The 14,388-nt window shown below is 73.3% G+C and carries 14 protein-coding genes; 9 read left to right on the top strand and 5 right to left on the bottom strand.

Going from position 1 to position 14,388, the window contains the following annotated elements; translation table 11 throughout:
* Positions 1 to 56: 56 nt before the first annotated feature.
* The 3 genes from AC07D6_RS23655 to AC07D6_RS23645 all read right to left on the bottom strand — a co-directional run bounded on the left by AC07D6_RS23655 (position 57) and on the right by AC07D6_RS23645 (position 1,641).
* Entirely contained in the window at positions 57 to 338 is a 282-nt protein-coding gene (locus AC07D6_RS23655) for a hypothetical protein (protein ID WP_479047360.1), read from the bottom strand.
* A gap of 147 nt (positions 339 to 485) precedes the next feature.
* On the bottom strand, positions 486 to 1,337 hold the full coding sequence (locus AC07D6_RS23650; protein WP_479047357.1) for a DUF2637 domain-containing protein: 852 nt from the start codon (positions 1,335 to 1,337) through the stop codon (positions 486 to 488).
* A complete protein-coding gene (locus tag AC07D6_RS23645) occupies positions 1,330 to 1,641 on the bottom strand; it encodes a hypothetical protein (RefSeq protein WP_479047354.1) in 312 nt (103 codons plus the stop codon). Before AC07D6_RS23645 ends, AC07D6_RS23650 begins: the two co-directional genes overlap by 8 nt.
* A gap of 393 nt (positions 1,642 to 2,034) precedes the next feature.
* Here AC07D6_RS23645 and AC07D6_RS23640 point away from each other — a divergent pair, with 393 nt between their 5' ends.
* The 6 genes from AC07D6_RS23640 (at position 2,035) to AC07D6_RS23615 (ending at position 7,600) form a co-directional block, all read left to right on the top strand.
* Positions 2,035 to 3,237: a hypothetical protein gene (locus AC07D6_RS23640; protein WP_479047351.1), complete on the top strand. Its 1,203-nt coding sequence runs from the start codon at positions 2,035 to 2,037 to the stop codon at positions 3,235 to 3,237.
* A 199-nt stretch (positions 3,238 to 3,436) separates the two neighbouring features.
* On the top strand, positions 3,437 to 4,603 hold the full coding sequence (locus AC07D6_RS23635) for a S1 family peptidase (protein ID WP_479047348.1): 1,167 nt from the start codon (positions 3,437 to 3,439) through the stop codon (positions 4,601 to 4,603).
* Positions 4,604 to 4,836: 233 nt separating this feature from the next.
* Positions 4,837 to 5,439, top strand: coding sequence for a hypothetical protein (locus tag AC07D6_RS23630; RefSeq protein ID WP_479047346.1), 603 nt, complete (start codon positions 4,837 to 4,839; stop codon positions 5,437 to 5,439).
* 1 nt (position 5,440) lies between these two features.
* Positions 5,441 to 5,887, top strand: a complete 447-nt coding sequence (locus AC07D6_RS23625; protein WP_315880137.1) for a phage holin family protein — start codon at positions 5,441 to 5,443, stop codon at positions 5,885 to 5,887.
* The gene (locus tag AC07D6_RS23620; RefSeq protein WP_479047343.1) at positions 5,863 to 6,519 is read left to right on the top strand and encodes a DUF3618 domain-containing protein; all 657 of its coding nucleotides are present in this window, start codon (positions 5,863 to 5,865) and stop codon (positions 6,517 to 6,519) included. Before AC07D6_RS23625 ends, AC07D6_RS23620 begins: the two co-directional genes overlap by 25 nt.
* A 97-nt stretch (positions 6,520 to 6,616) precedes the next feature.
* Positions 6,617 to 7,600, top strand: coding sequence for a YihY/virulence factor BrkB family protein (locus AC07D6_RS23615; protein ID WP_479047340.1), 984 nt, complete (start codon positions 6,617 to 6,619; stop codon positions 7,598 to 7,600).
* 100 nt (positions 7,601 to 7,700) lie between these two features.
* Here AC07D6_RS23615 and AC07D6_RS23610 read toward each other — a convergent pair whose 3' ends face one another.
* The gene (locus AC07D6_RS23610) at positions 7,701 to 9,392 is read right to left on the bottom strand and encodes a cellulase family glycosylhydrolase (RefSeq protein WP_479047337.1); all 1,692 of its coding nucleotides are present in this window, start codon (positions 9,390 to 9,392) and stop codon (positions 7,701 to 7,703) included.
* Positions 9,393 to 9,647: 255 nt separating this feature from the next.
* On the opposite strand from AC07D6_RS23610, the gene AC07D6_RS23605 reads away from it, so the two are divergent.
* Both AC07D6_RS23605 and AC07D6_RS23600 read left to right on the top strand, forming a co-directional pair.
* A complete protein-coding gene (locus tag AC07D6_RS23605; protein WP_479047334.1) occupies positions 9,648 to 10,208 on the top strand; it encodes a PadR family transcriptional regulator in 561 nt (186 codons plus the stop codon).
* Between the two features lie 85 nt (positions 10,209 to 10,293).
* On the top strand, positions 10,294 to 12,015 hold the full coding sequence (locus AC07D6_RS23600; RefSeq protein WP_479047331.1) for an acyl-CoA dehydrogenase family protein: 1,722 nt from the start codon (positions 10,294 to 10,296) through the stop codon (positions 12,013 to 12,015).
* Positions 12,016 to 12,162: 147 nt separating this feature from the next.
* Here AC07D6_RS23600 and AC07D6_RS23595 read toward each other — a convergent pair whose 3' ends face one another.
* Positions 12,163 to 12,783, bottom strand: coding sequence for a TetR/AcrR family transcriptional regulator (locus tag AC07D6_RS23595; RefSeq protein ID WP_315881711.1), 621 nt, complete (start codon positions 12,781 to 12,783; stop codon positions 12,163 to 12,165).
* A gap of 78 nt (positions 12,784 to 12,861) precedes the next feature.
* Here AC07D6_RS23595 and AC07D6_RS23590 point away from each other — a divergent pair, with 78 nt between their 5' ends.
* The gene (locus tag AC07D6_RS23590) at positions 12,862 to 13,833 is read left to right on the top strand and encodes an alpha/beta fold hydrolase (protein WP_391654595.1); all 972 of its coding nucleotides are present in this window, start codon (positions 12,862 to 12,864) and stop codon (positions 13,831 to 13,833) included.
* The last annotated feature ends 555 nt before the right edge of the window (positions 13,834 to 14,388 follow it).

The following is a 14,388-nucleotide window of genomic DNA, read 5'->3' as shown; positions in this document are numbered from 1 at the left end:
CCCGACACCGTCGCGCACGTCCCGACGCGCGGTCCCGGCACGGGCGCGGCGGTCCGTCAGCCTCCGAAGCGGAGGTACACGAGGCGGCACACGCGCATCAGCCGTCTCCGCAACCGGGTACGCACCCTCGCCCCCGTGCCGTCCTGGGGCGGGGCGGACGCGGCGTGCCGGCGGGTGAGGAGCTGGGCGTTGGCCTCCAGCACCCGGACCATGTGGCGGTGGCGGCGCAGCTCGGTCGCGTCGAGGCGGGACATCCCGATCCGGAGGGACGAGCCGAACGCCGACACCATCGAGCACACGGACGCGCATGCCACGAGGAGCCACAGGGTGGTGTCCACAGGGGTTTCCTTTCGTAAGTACCGCGTGGGCGGGCCCGGCTCGCCGGTGCGCGTCCGGTGGCCCCGCGCGGGAGGTCTCGCCCTCCCCGCGGCTGCGCGGGCTCGGGGCACCGCTCGGGGCGCCGCCGCGGAGAGGGGTGCCGGTCCTCAGAAGAGGCGCTTGCCGTCGGTCGACTGCCGGGGCAGGGGAATCGCCGCGGGAGGGGCGGACGGACGGAGGACGCGGCGGCCACGCGTGGGCCTGCGGGGCGGCCTGGTCAGCGTGATGAGGCGGACCAACTGGTGGAAGCAGGCCAGGGAGGCCACCGTCGGCAGGGCTGCGGCGGCGATGTCGGTGAGGGTGCGGGGCGCCTGGGTGACGCAGAGCAGCATCGCGGTGAGGGAGAACAGCAGGACGACGATCCAGGAGTGGGCGGCGCGGCGCTGGTGCACGGCGGCCCGCAGGACGGAGAGGGACGCCACGAGCCACGGGCCGTACACGAGCAGGGGCCACCAGTCGACGACGTCGGCGGAGATGCGGGACTTGGCGATGTGGCGCAGCGGGTCGTAGGCGACGACGCCGCTGAAGACGCTCACCATGGACACGAGGACGGTGGCCGCCGCGGCGATCGAGTAACTGATCGTCGGCACCCAGCCGATGGCGATCCGGCGGGTCTTGCGGTGGCCGGGGCCGGCGGTGCGGCGGACGGGCGGCAGGTCGGCGGTGATCTGGGTCAGGCCCGCGAGGGGGTCGTGGGCGAGCGGGTAGCCCTCGTCCTCCGGGTGGCGGACCGGTGGAGGGATGTTCCGCTCGGTCGCGATGGTGCCCTGGAGCAGGGAGGCCAGTTCCTCCGCCGGATCCCAGGAGGAGTCCAGCAGGCCGCCGGGCCCGCCGTATCCGGAGAGGTCCGTCTGCGGGACGGTCGGGTCCTCGGGCGACCGCGCCCACGCCTGGGTGCCGGTGCGGTCGTGGTAGCCGTAGGGGTTGCCGAAGGACTCCCCGGCGCCGAAGTCACGCATGCTCGTGCAGCCCCGCCCGCTTCCCGGCCGCCGGGTCCGCGCTGCCTGCTGACAGGTCGACCTTCTTCCACGAGCACGAGAAGTCACGCTCGATGCGTTCCATCGCGGTGACGAATTCTTCCAGGAGGGGGGCGGACCAGGTGAGGGGGATGGCTTCGTCCGTGTTCCAGAGTTTCCCGTCGTCATTGCCGGAGAGCGGCGACGCCGGGATGAAGACGAAGTCGCCCATGGCCACGGAACTGTGCGCCCAGGCGGGGACTCTGGCGCGACCGGAGGTATAGCTGTCGGTGAGCGTTGCTGCCATATCCCGCCTAACGCAACCCACATCGCCTGGATGCGCGGCATCCGGGTGACCGCGTCACTCCGTTCGCGTGAACGCCGGCGTTTTATCAGTTCTACACCACGGGGACACTCAGCCTGAATCAGGCAAGCTCCGGCAAAACGCCCACGACCCGCCGTTGATCGTATCCTCCCCGCAGAATTCCGCCCCCCGCCACGCGGGCCCCCGGAGCAACGTCTCGGCCCGCTGCCGCACGAGCCGGAGCCCCCTCGGCTGCGGAGGCGACGGATTCCGGTCACCATCGACGTCGAGACCGCCACGTTCACCAGCAAGATCGGATGATATGCCGACACGGTGGCGGTCGGGCGTGGTAGGCAGAGGGGCGGGACATCGCCGTACGCGCCGATGAGGGGGAACATGGACAGGGTCACGGTCGACGCACGGCTCGGCGGCATCATGACGGGCGACTCCCGCCAGTTGGACCGGGTCTGCGAAGAGGTGGCCGCGGCGCTCCACCGCGACGGTACGGAGCCCCCGTTCGACGTGGGTTCGTCGGATTTCGCGGCGGACCCGTACCTGATCTGCGCCGACCGCTACTGGCGGCTGCGGTTCCTGGACCTGCCGAGCATCCGCACCGCCGCCGCGTGCGCGGTGTGGCTGGTCGAGCGCGTCGCGGAGGAACACCGGACCGAAGTGGCGGAGAGGTGGGCGCTGGGGTACGCGTTCATCACGAAGGACACCGTCGAGTCGGCGCGCGAACTGGCCGAGGCCACCGAGGAGATCGTGTCGCGGGACTCGCCCTCCGGTGACGTGGCGTACTTCGCGACGCTGTACCACGCGGGCAAGCTGCGTTCGAACTTCTGGTCCGACGAACTGCACCAGTTCCTCTCCTCGTCGCTGCTCGCGCTGGCTGCCGGCCCCCACCACGAGGAGCCCTTGTTCCTGGCGCTGCGGGCGTTCGCCGCGTTCGGCAGCCGGGCGATCACCTCGGAACACGCCGTCTCGCTGCTCGACCGCGCCTGGGCGTCACCCCGGCGGACCCGGCACGTGATCGACGTCTGCCTCAACGGCATCTACGCCGCGTCACCGTTCGAGGGGCACGGCGAACTGCTGCGCGCACGCGCCGAGGAGGCCGTACGCGACCATCCGCGGGACCACATGTTCCACTTCAGACTGGCGTGGGGCCGGCACATGTGCGGGGAGCACGACGCGGCCCTCGACAGCATCGACGCCGCGCTGCGCCTGCTGCCCGCAGTGGGCAACCGGGGCAGCCACAAGCTGCTCCAGGAGCAGTACCTGAACAAGCGCGACGCGATCCAGGAGGCGCGGGTCCGGTCCCGCCTCGACGCCGAGCACCGGCTCCGGTGGGACCGGCAGGAGCGTGCGCAGCGGGAGTTGGAGGAGGCGTTGCGCACCTCGTCGGTACGGGCGGTGGAGCTGGTCGCCGTGTTCACCGCCGCGATCGCCTTCGCGGTCGGCTCGCTCCAGGTCACCCTCAACGGCACCCTGCCGCTGCGCGACCGGCTCTGGCTGCTGGCCGCGCAGGGCGGGGGGCTGGCGATGTTCGCCCTGCTGGTCGTCGGCGGCACCTGGTTCCTCACCCGGCGCCGGGGCCGCTGACCGCCGGCCGCCGCTACGCGGGGATCGTCCGCGCGCCGCGAGACGACCAGGAGCGGGGGCGGTTCCGAGCCAGACCGAAGGCGTTGGCATGGTCCTGCCATGGAGGAGCCGGTACGCTCTGCCGTGCGTCTTTTGAGAGCGCTCTCACACCGTTCTTGCTCCACTCCGATCCCTGTCAGTGATGACGGAAGGGAATCCAGTGAGACGTACGACGATCCTGCGCACCGCACTGTCCTCCGCGCTGTCCTCCGCCCTGCTCCTCGTCACGGCGGCCCTCGGTCCCTCCACCGCCTCGGCCGTCGACCGGTCCCCGGCCCCCTCCCGGGCCGACACCCCGCTCTCCCCCGGCCTGCTCACCGCGATGCGGCGCGACCTGGGGCTGACGGAGGAGCAGGCCGCCGCCCGCCTCCGGGCCGAGACGGCGGCGCGCGGCGTCGAAGGGCCGGCGCGGCGGGCCGCGGGCGCCGCCTACGGCGGTTCGTGGTTCGAGGCGGACTCCGGCCGGCTCACCGTCGCGGTAACGGACCGGGCCAGGCGGGCCGCCGTCGAGGCGACCGGCGCCGACACCGTACTGGTACGTCACACCGCGCGGCGGCTCGACGCCGCCAAGGCCCGGATCGACCGGCTCGAAGCCCCGGCGGGCGTGGCGAGCTGGCACGTCGACCCGGAGGCGAACACCGTCGCCGTCCACGTGGCCGAAGGCCACCGGGACGACCCCGCCGTCCGGGACTTCGTGGCGCGCGCCCGCCAGGCGGGCCCCGTGACCGTCCGGACCGCGGGGGACGTGCCCCGCACCTTCGCGGCGGGCACCGTGGGCGGAGACCCGTACTACACGGGGAACGTCCGCTGCTCCATCGGGTTCTCGGTGCACGGCGGCTTCGTCACGGCCGGGCACTGCGGCTCGCCGGGCGCGGCCGTGTACGGCTGGGACCGCAGCCACGTCGGCGCGTTCCAGGGGTCGTCGTTCCCCGGCGACGACTACGCGTGGGTGAGCGTGGGCAGCGGCTGGTGGACCGTGCCGGTCGTCCTGGGCTGGGGCACCGTCCCCGACCAGCTCGTGCGCGGATCGGCCGAGGCGCCCGTCGGCGCGTCCGTGTGCCGCTCGGGGTCGACGACCCGCTGGCACTGCGGTGTCGTCCTCGCCAAGGGCGAGACCGTCAACTACAGCCAGGGCCCGGTGCACCAGATGACGAAGACCAGTGTCTGCGCCGAGCCCGGTGACTCCGGGGGCTCCTTCATCAGCGGTGACCAGGCACAGGGTGTCACCTCCGGGGGCTGGGGCGACTGCCGCGGTGGCGGCCAGACCTGGCACCAGCCGGTCAACGAGATCCTGAACCGCTACGGGCTCAGGCTCCACACGGCCTGACCCGCATCGGACCCGGCGCCGCGCCGCCGGGTCCGCGGCCCCTCCCCGCGGACCCGTCCGGCCGCCCGCAGCCCCGGCTTCCGCTCCCGCTCCGGCCGCACCGCGGCCGATCGGGACGGGAAGCCGGGGCTACCGCTGTTTTGCACGGGCGCCCGGTGGTACCCGCGAGCCCGACACACAATCCGGCGGGCCCCGGCTCCACAGGGGGTCCGCAGCTGAAGGAGGAGTGGCTTATGACTGATGCCGGTCGGGTTCGGCAATCGGGCGAGGTGGCGAAGGAACAGGCCTCGGTCACGGCCTCTCAGGCCGGTCAGGCGGGCCGCGAGGTCGCCGGGAGCGCCGCCGAGCAGGCGAAGGCGGTCGCCGGTGAGGCCCGCCAGCAGGCGGGCAGCGCCGTCCGCGACCTCCGCCGCCGCGTCCGGGACGAAGGACAGGGCCAGACGGAGCGGCTCGCCGGCACCGTACGGCAGTGGGCGGACGACCTCGAGGGCATGGCGCGGAACGCGTCGGACGACTCCCCCGCCCGCGGTCTCGTCACGCAGGCCGCCAACGGCGGACGCCGGGCCGCGGACTACCTGGACCAGCGCGGCGTGGACGGCCTGATGGGCGACCTCCAGGACTTCGCACGCCGGCGGCCGGGCGCTTTCCTCGGCGGAGCGGTGGTGGCGGGTCTCGTGGCCGGCCGTCTCATGAAGGCCGGCAAGGCCGTGCAGTCCGGTGACGCCGCGCACTCCGGTGACGGCGACGCGCGGCGGACGTCGGAGATCACGGAGCCGGTCCTGCCTCCGGGCGGGTCGGCAGGCACGGAGCTGCCGGAATACCCCCGGGTGGTGTGACATGGCGACCATTTCCCCGCGGGCGCGCAGCGGCGCCCACACACTGCCCTCGGAGGAGGTGCGCTCCACGCGGGACCGCTCGGCCGGCGAGCTGCTGGCCGCGGTGACCGCGGACGTACAACACCTGCTCAGGCAGGAGGTCCGGCTGGCGAAGGCCGAGATCCAGGAGGAGGCGTCGAAGGCGGGGAAGGCCGCCGGGATGTTCGGCGGCGCGGGCTTCGCCGGTTACATGGTGGCGCTCTTCCTGTCGCTGGCGGCCGTGTTCGGGCTGGCCAACGTGATGGACGCCGGCTGGGCCGCGCTCATCGTCACCGCCGTGTGGGCGGTGATCGCGGCCGTGCTGTTCGTGCTCGGCCGGTCCCGCATGCGGGAGGTGTCGCCGAAGCCGGATCGGACGATCGAGACGTTGAAGGAGGACGCGCAATGGGCACGTCACCCGACCAAGTGAGGGCCGACATCGAAGCGACGCGTGACAGGCTGTCGCAGAACGTCGACCGGCTGGCCGACCGGACCAGCCCGAAGCGGATGGTGCGCAGGCGTACGGACCGGGCACGCTCGGCGGCGTCGGGCCTGCGGGCCCGGGTCATGGGCGTCGCCTCGGACACGGGAAGCGCCGCCGCGGACCGGACGCGCCACGCGGCGCGGTCCGCGCAGGACAGCGCCGAGCACATGGGCGAAGCCGTCAAGCAGGCCCCGGAACAGGCCATGCGGCAGACGCAGGGCAATCCGCTGGCGGCCGGGGTGATCGCGTTCGGCGCGGGGATGCTCGCCGCCTCCCTGCTGCCGGAGACCAAGTCCGAGCAGCAGGCGGTGAGCCGGATCTCCGACCGGGCCGGCGAGATGATCGAGCCGGTCAAGGCGGCGGCCGTGGAGTCGGCGCAGCGGTTGAAGGAAGACGCCACGCAGACCGCCCGGCAGGCAGCCACGCAGGTCAAGGACACCGCCGCGGAAGCCGCCCGCAGCACCGGCGAGCAGGCCCGCGACCAGGCCGCGCACCTCAAGGAGCAGGCGCGCGAGTCCGGGCAGCACGTCGCCGGCGAGGTGCGCGGATCGGGGTCCGGCACTCCGGGCACCGCGTAGTCCCGGCGCGCGCCGGGACGGACCGCTCCGGGCCGGGCCGGGTTCCGGGTCGGCCCGGAGCCCGGCCCGGCCGGGTGGTACCGCCCGAGGAGGAACCATGGACCGCAACGCGCGCACGCGCCGCGACGGCGGCGCCTCCGGGGGCCGCGGGCGCGGGGCGCGGGAGCCCGCCCGGGGGCCCACGCAGATGTCGGGGCGCTCGTGGGGGACCGCGCTGAAGCGCACCGTCAAGGAGTTCCAGCGGGACGACCTGACCGACTGGGCCGCCGCGCTCACCTACTACGGCATATTGGCGATCTTCCCCGCACTGCTGGCCCTCCTGTCGGTCGTCGGGCTGATGGGGACCTCCACGATCAGGCCGCTCCTCGACAACCTGGGCGGGCTGGCGCCCGGCACCGCCCGCGACCTGATCGCCGGTGTGCTGGAGCAGTTGGAGGGCAGCCGGGGCAGGGCCGGGTTCGCGCTGGTCGCCGGCCTGGCCGTCGCGCTGTGGTCGGCGTCCGGGTACGTGGCCGGGTTCATGCGGGCGTCCAACGCCGTGTACGACATCGGCGAGGGGCGCCCGGTGTGGAAGACGCTGCCCGTGCGGCTGGCCGTCACGCTCGTCGTGGTGGTCCTGTTGGCGCTGATCGCCATCGGGGTGGTCTTCACCGGTGGCCTCGCCCGGCGCACCGGGGAGGTCCTGGGGCTCGGCGACACGGCGATCACCGTGTGGAACATCGCCAAGTGGCCCGTGATGGTGTTCCTGTTCAGCCTGATCATCGCCCTGCTGTACTGGGCGGCCCCCAACGTCCGGCACGGCTTCCGCTGGGTGTTCCCGGGCGGGCTGCTGGCGGTGCTGATCTGGATCGTCGCGTCGGCCGCGTTCGCCCTGTACGTGGCGAACTTCTCCGGTTACGACAAGACGTACGGCAGCCTGGCCGCCGTCGTCGTGTTCCTGGTGTGGCTGTGGATCTCCAACATCGCCGTCCTGCTCGGCCTGGAGTTCAACGCCGAGCTGGAACGCGAACGCGCCGTCGCCACGGGCCACCCGCCCGCGGCGGAGCCGTACGTCGAGCCGCGGGACACCCGGAAGCTCTGAGGGGGCGGCCCGGGAAGGCCCGGTGCCGGCGGGTCGCCGGAGGCGGTGCCTCCGGCGACCCGCGGGTGCTGCGGCCGGCTCCGCCGCCGCACCGGGTGGGTCAGGGGGTGGTGCAGGGAGTGGTGCCGAGGGTGAACGCGGCGGGGGCGGTGTTGGTGGTGCCCTTGCTGCCGGTGAAGCCGACGGTGACCGCGCCGCTGGCGGGGATGGTGGACGTGTAGGAGGCCGGGGCGACGCTCACCGCGCCGCCGTTCTGGGTGGGGGTGCCTCCCCACATGTTGGTGATGGTCTGGCCGTCGGGGAAGGTGAAGCCGAGCTTCCAGCCGCTGAGGGCGGTGGTGCCGGTGTTGCGGATGGTGATCTCCCCCTGGAAGCCGCCGGGCCACTCGTTGACGACGCGGTACCCGACGGAGCAGGACGTGCCGGGGGTGCCGCCGTCTTTCTCGGTGGTGACGGTGACGGTGGCGGAGCGGGGCGAGCGGTTCCCGGCGGCGTCGCGGGCGTACACGGCGAAGGTGTAGGTGGTGCCGGCGGTGAGGCCGGTCAGCGTGGCGGTGGGGGTGGTGGAGGCGGTGAGGACGGTCTCGGTGCCGCCGGTGACGCGGACGACGTCGTAGCCGGTGACGCCGACGTTGTCGGTGGCGGACGCCCAGGTGAGGGTCGCGGAGGTGGCCGTCACGGCCGAGGCGGCCGGGGTGCCGGGCGCGGTCGGGGCCTGGGTGTCGTCCGGGGCTGTCCCGCCGAAGACGGTCGCTTCGCGGGCGGTCTGGGCGATGCCGTTGACCCCGTGGAAGATGCGCTGGCCCCAGCCGCTGAGCCGGCCCGGGTCGAAGTCGATCGCCAGGTCGAGGATCGGGTCGGTGTTGCCGCTCCACGACCAGGCCAGGTAGCCGAGGCGGAGCTGCTCGGCGGCGGCCAGCATCGTGTCCTCGTCGGGGTCGCCCCACTGGTCGGGCGGCCCGCCGAACTCGCCGATGAGCAGCGGCAGCCCGGCGTCCACGAAGGCGTTCAGGTAGTCGGTGATCTCCGCGGCGGTGTCGAAGACGCTGTACATGTGGATCGAGAAGATCAGGTTGCCGGTGGGGTCGGCGTCGTAGACGGTCCGGGCGTTGGCGCGCATGACGCCCTGCCAGTCCTGGCCCCAGTTGGGCGCGTCGACCATGATCGTGTGCTGGAAGCCGGCGGCGCGCAGCTTCTTGACGGCGGCGGTCGTCGGCGCGGTCCAGCCGGCGGGGTTGGTGTTGCCCCAGGGCTCGTTGCCGATGTTGACGATGACGTAGTCCTCTTCGCCGGCGAGGACGTCCTTGAGGCCGATCCAGTAGTCGGCCGCCTGGTCGAGGGTGGCGGCCGCGGGCTCCTCGCCGTACCCGGTCGTGTCGTGCACCTCCAGGACGCAGATGAGCCGGTTGGCCTTGCACTGGTCGATGACGCCGGCCACGTCGGCGGGGCTGTTCTTCGTCCAGCGGTGGCCGTTGGAGAGGACGACGCGGACGGTGTTGGCGCCCAGCGCCTTGACGTCGGCCAGCGACTGCGTCTCGCCCGGGTACCAGGTGTGGGCGTGGTTGACGCCGCGCATGATGAAGTCGTTGCCGTTGCCCTCCAGCAGGCGGCCGTCGCGGATGTGCAGTCCGGTGGCGGCCGCGCCGGACGGCGGGTCGGCCTCGGCCGCCCGGGCGGTGGGGGTGGTGGCCGGGCCGAGGGTGGCGAGGACGGTCAGCCCGAGGAGGGCGGCCAGCCCGCCCAGCAGGCCGCCCGGGGACCTCTTCGGTGTGGTGCTTCGTGCTGTTCTCACTGCGACTCCAGTAAGTGAGCGCCGGGAACTCGGGTACGGAACATCAAATGGGAGCGCTCCCATAACAACGCCATGTCACGTACGCGTCAATACTCTGGACGGCGGCGGAACGTCCGGAGCCGCCGACACCCCGGCGACCGGACGGCGGGCACCGCCCAGCGGACGCCCCCATCCCCTCCCCGCCGGCGCGTGAGCCGCGTCTCACCGGGACGGCCCGGCTTGTCTATGCAACTAGTTGCATAGCAGGATCGCGGCATGGCGCTCGAACACGCGATCCTCGTCTCCCTGCTGGAGAAGCCGGGCTCCGGTTACGAGCTGGCCCGGCGGTTCGAGCGGTCCATCGGCTACTTCTGGACCGCCACCCACCAGCAGATCTACCGCGTCCTCAAACGGATGGAGGCCGACGGCTGGGTCGACGTGCGCGGCGTGCCGCAGAGGACGCGCCCGGACAAGAAGGAGTACTCGGTGGCCGCCGCGGGCCGGGAGGCCCTCTCCCGGTGGCTGCACGACCCGATCGAACCCGAGAGCGTCCGGCACGACCTCGCCGTGAAGATCCGGGGCGCGGCCTTCGACGACCCCGCCGCCCTGGTCCGGGAGGTCGAGCGGCACCAGCGGATGCACCGGGACAGGCTCGCCCACTACCTGGCGGGCGAGGAGCGCGACTTCGGCACGGCGCCCGGCGCGCCGACCCCGCCGGACCCCGGCCGGGAGCTGCAGCACGCGGTCCTCCGCGGCGGGATCGCGTACGAGCGGATGATGATCGACTGGCTCGACGACGTACTGGCCACCCTCCACCGGCTGGGCCCCGGCCGCTGACCCCGCGGCGGCGCCCGGCCGCCCGCCGCGCCGCCCCGCACCCCCACCACCACGCACACCCCCCGAACCGGAAAGGCGACCCCGCATGGCCGACCCCCTGCTGTTCAACCCGCGCACCTACGACCCGGCGCACTTCGACCCGGAGACCCGCAAGCTGCTGCGCGCCACCGTCGACTGGTTCGAGGCCCGCGGCAAGCGCAGGCTGATCGAGGACTACCGCTCGCGCGCCTGGCTGGCGGACTTCCTCGCCTTCGCGGCGAAGGAGCAGTTGTTCGCGACCTTCCTCACCCCCGCCTCCGCCGCCGGGGGCCACGCCGACAAGCGCTGGGACACGGCCCGGATCGCGGCGCTCAACGAGATCTTCGGCTTCTACGGCCTCGACTACTGGTACGCCTGGCAGGTCACCATCCTCGGCCTCGGACCGGTCTGGCAGAGCGACAACGCCGCCGCCCGCGCCCGCGCCGCCGAACTGCTCTCCCAGGGCGAGGTGTTCGCCTTCGGCCTGTCCGAGAAGAGCCACGGCGCCGACATCTACTCCACCGACATGCTGCTGGAGCCCGACGGCGAGGGCGGCTTCCGCGCCAGCGGCTCCAAGTACTACATCGGCAACGGCAACGCCGCCGGCCTCGTCTCCGTCTTCGGCCGCCGCACGGACGTCGAGGGCCCCGACGGGTACGTCTTCTTCGCCGCCGACAGCCGCCACCCGGCGTACCACCTGGTGAAGAACGTCGTCGACTCCTCGAAGTACGTCAGCGAGTTCCGCCTCGACGGCTACCCGGTCCGCCCCGACGACGTCCTGCACACCGGGCGCGCCGCGTTCGACGCCGCGCTCAACACCGTCAACGTCGGCAAGTTCAACCTGTGCACCGCCTCGATCGGCATCTGCGAGCACGCGATGTACGAGGCCGTGACGCACGCGCACAACCGGATCCTGTACGGCCGCCCCGTCACCGCGTTCCCGCACGTGCGCCGCGAGCTGACCGACGCGTACGTGCGCCTCGTCGGGATGAAGCTGTTCAGCGACCGGGCCGTCGACTACTTCCGCTCCGCGGGCCCCGACGACCGCCGGTACCTGCTGTTCAACCCGATGACGAAGATGAAGGTCACCACCGAGGGCGAGAAGGTCGTCGACCTCATGTGGGACGTCATCGCCGCCAAGGGCTTCGAGAAGGACACGTACTTCGCGCAGGCCGCCGCCGAGATCCGGAGCCTGCCGAAGCTGGAGGGCACGGTCCACGTCAACCTGGCGCTGATCCTCAAGTTCATGCGCAACCACCTGCTGGACCCGGCCGGATACGCTCCCGTGCCGACCCGCCTGGACGCCGCCGACGACGCCTTCCTCTTCCGGCAGGGGCCGGCCCGCGGCCTGGGCGCCATCCGGTTCCACGACTGGCGGCCCGCGTTCGACGCGTACGCGCACCTGTCGAACGTCGGCCGCTTCCGGGAGCAGGCGGACGCCCTCTGTGCGTTCGCCGCCACGGCCGCCCCGGACGAGGAGCAGAGCCGCGACCTCGACCTGCTGCTCGCCGTCGGCCAGCTCTTCGCGCTGGTCGTGCACGGCCAGCTGATCCTGGAGCAGGCGGCTCTGACCGGCCTGGACGAGGACGTGCTCGACGAGCTGTTCGCCGTTCTCGTACGGGACTTCTCCGCGTACGCCGTCGAGCTGCACGGCAAGGACTCGGCCACGGAGGAGCAGCAGCGCTGGGCCCTGGACGCGGTCCGCCGCCCGGTCGTCGACACGGCCCGCTCGGCGCGCGTCTGGGAGCGCGTCGAGGCGCTGTCCGGCGCGTACGAGATGGCGCCGTAGGCGGGCGTGCGCTGCGCCGGACGGGCACGGCATCGGACCGGCACGGTGCCGGACGGGCACGGTGCCGGACGGGCACGGTGCCGGACGGGCATGGCGCCGGACGGGCGGACCCGAGCGGGACCCGCCCGTCCGGCGCCGCCCGGGCCGTCACGCCTCGGCGGGGCGCCCGCCCGGGAAGATCCGGTCCAGGTGGTGGCGCAGGACCTCGGCGGCGGACTCCGGGGTGCGCTGCCCGGCGAGGACGGCGGTGCCGAGCCCCGCGGACATGGCGAGCAGGCTGACCGCCTCCAGGCGGGCGTCCACGTCCGACCGGGCGAGCCCTGCCTCCCGGGCCCGGTCCAGGAGTCCGGTCAGGGCGTCCTCGGCGGCGTCGGGGTTCCGGATGAACGGCTGGGCGGCGAGCGCCCGGTCGGTCACGGCCAGCACGGCGTACGAGGTGTAGACGAGGTGGAACGTGCGGCTCTCCTCGTCGGACGGCAGCGACGCCATCAGGAGCGCTTCGACCGTCGCGCGCGGGTCCGGGTCGCCCCCGGCCGCCCGGATCCGGGCGGCGACCCGCTCCCCGAACCGCTCGGCCAGGTGCTGGAGGCCGTGGAGCAGCAGCTTCTCCTTGGTCTCGAAGTAGTACTGCACGAGCCGCAGCGACACGCCCGCCTCCGCCGCCACGTCGCGCATCCCCACGGCGTGCAGCCCGCGCCGCCCCGCGACGCGCAGGAGCGCCTCGGCGATCTCGGTACGCCGTTCCGCGTGGTCCACGCGCTTGGGCATCGGTGTGCGCCTCCCGTCCAGGGGTCCCGCCCGCCCGTACCGGGCCGGCCCTCTTGATGGTACAGCCGTATCATTTTGATGGTACGGTCGTATCACGAACAGACGACCCCCCGGAGGTGGCGCACCGTGCCCGAGACCAGGACCCGTGACCGAGGCCGTACCCGGCCCGACGTCGGCCGCTATGTGAACGACGCCCTGCGGGAGCGGTACTTCGCCGCGTGCGACGCCGTGTTCGCCCTGGGGGCACCGGCCGTCGCGGAGACCGACGTGGAGACGGACTTCGGGACGACGCACGTCTACCGGTACGGCTCCGACGACCCGTCCGGCCCGGCCCGCACCCCCGTCGTCCTCGTGCACGGCGCGGGCAGCTGTTCCGCGATGTGGTATCCGAACACCCCCGCGCTCAGCGCCGAGCGTCCCGTCTACGCGATCGACACGCCGGGCGATCCGGGGCGGAGCGTGCAGCGCGAGCCCCTCCATCGGCCCGAGGACGCCGCCCGGTGGCTGGACGAGACGCTCGCCGGACTCGGCCTCGACCAGGTGCACCTGGTCGGCTCCTCCTACGGCGGGTGGCTGGCCCTGAACCAGGCGCACCGCAGGCCGGACCGCCTCGCCTCGGTCACCCTGTTGGACCCGGGCGGGCTGGAGAAGGTGGGGCTGCGCTTCTTCGCCTGGATCTTCGCCAGCCTCTTCGCGACGTCCGCCCCCAAGGCGCTGCGCCCACGGCTGGCGGCCTGGCTGGAGCAGCCGGTGCTGGTCGTGCCGGAGCTGCGGGCGATGATCCGGCTGGGCGTCCGCGCGTACCGCATCCGCCGCCCGGCCCCGCTGCCCTTGTCCGAGGCGGAACTGTCCGCCATCCGCACCCCGCTCTACCTGGTGCTCGGCAAGCGGAGCCTCCTCGTGCACCCGCGGCGGCAGGTGGAGCGCGTGCCGCGCCTGGTGCCGTCCGCCCGCGCCGAGATCGTCTCCGGCACGGGCCACGGGCCGCAGATCGACCACGCGGACGAGGTCAACCGCCGGATGCTGGCCTTCATGGACTCCGTCGAGTGAACGACGGCGGCGCGGTCGGCCCGCCGCGGGGCGCCCGGACGGCGGCCGGCACGGCGGCGCCGTGGCGCCCGGCGACCGGGGCCGGGTCCGTTCCCGCCCCGCTCCGGGCGCCGGCCCCCACGCGTCGCGGCCCGTCCCGGAACTCCGCGGGAGGGGGCGGGCCGGGCGGACGTCGACCGGCGCCACGACGCCGTGCGGGGGCGGTGCGCGCGGAGGCCGGCCGGGCGGGAGAGCGGGACCTCCCGGGCCGCGAACCCGGCCTACGCGCCCGTGCACGCGTTCCTCGCGGTGAACGCGGGGCGGCCGGGCCGCGCGGGTCCGCCCGGGAGAGAAATCGCATGAGATGTCTTCTCCTCAACCGGCTTGTCCGAGGTGTCAGGGAAATCCCCGGTCAGTAGTGTTCTGACCGTCGCGACAGGGGGCGATGGTCGCGTTCATGGCCTGCCACCGATGGGATTCACATGGTCACGTCTATGGAGTCGTCCACTCTTGTGCCCGTGAAGGGGCGGGGTGTGGGGCGTATCGTCGTCGATTGGCTCACCACGACGGATCACA

The sequence above is a fragment of the Streptomyces sp. NPDC045287 genome (assembly GCF_056432325.1).
The sequence above is the reverse complement of the archived record's forward strand: the minus strand, read 5'-3'. Positions and strand labels throughout refer to the sequence as shown.

Bases quoted from the DNA above. Each gene is read 5' to 3' on its own strand.
- AC07D6_RS23650 (WP_479047357.1), bottom strand. From the start codon at position 1,337: ATGCGTGACTTCGGCGCCGGGGAGTCCTTCGGCAACCCCTACGGCTAC.
- AC07D6_RS23645 (WP_479047354.1), bottom strand. From the start codon at position 1,641: ATGGCAGCAACGCTCACCGACAGCTATACCTCCGGTCGCGCCAGAGTC.
- AC07D6_RS23640 (WP_479047351.1), top strand. From the start codon at position 2,035: ATGGACAGGGTCACGGTCGACGCACGGCTCGGCGGCATCATGACGGGC.
- AC07D6_RS23630 (WP_479047346.1), top strand. From the start codon at position 4,837: ATGACTGATGCCGGTCGGGTTCGGCAATCGGGCGAGGTGGCGAAGGAA.
- AC07D6_RS23625 (WP_315880137.1), top strand. From the start codon at position 5,441: ATGGCGACCATTTCCCCGCGGGCGCGCAGCGGCGCCCACACACTGCCC.
- AC07D6_RS23620 (WP_479047343.1), top strand. From the start codon at position 5,863: ATGGGCACGTCACCCGACCAAGTGAGGGCCGACATCGAAGCGACGCGT.
- AC07D6_RS23615 (WP_479047340.1), top strand. From the start codon at position 6,617: ATGGACCGCAACGCGCGCACGCGCCGCGACGGCGGCGCCTCCGGGGGC.
- AC07D6_RS23605 (WP_479047334.1), top strand. From the start codon at position 9,648: ATGGCGCTCGAACACGCGATCCTCGTCTCCCTGCTGGAGAAGCCGGGC.
- AC07D6_RS23600 (WP_479047331.1), top strand. From the start codon at position 10,294: ATGGCCGACCCCCTGCTGTTCAACCCGCGCACCTACGACCCGGCGCAC.
- AC07D6_RS23595 (WP_315881711.1), bottom strand. From the start codon at position 12,783: ATGCCCAAGCGCGTGGACCACGCGGAACGGCGTACCGAGATCGCCGAG.
- AC07D6_RS23590 (WP_391654595.1), top strand. From the start codon at position 12,862: ATGGTACGGTCGTATCACGAACAGACGACCCCCCGGAGGTGGCGCACC.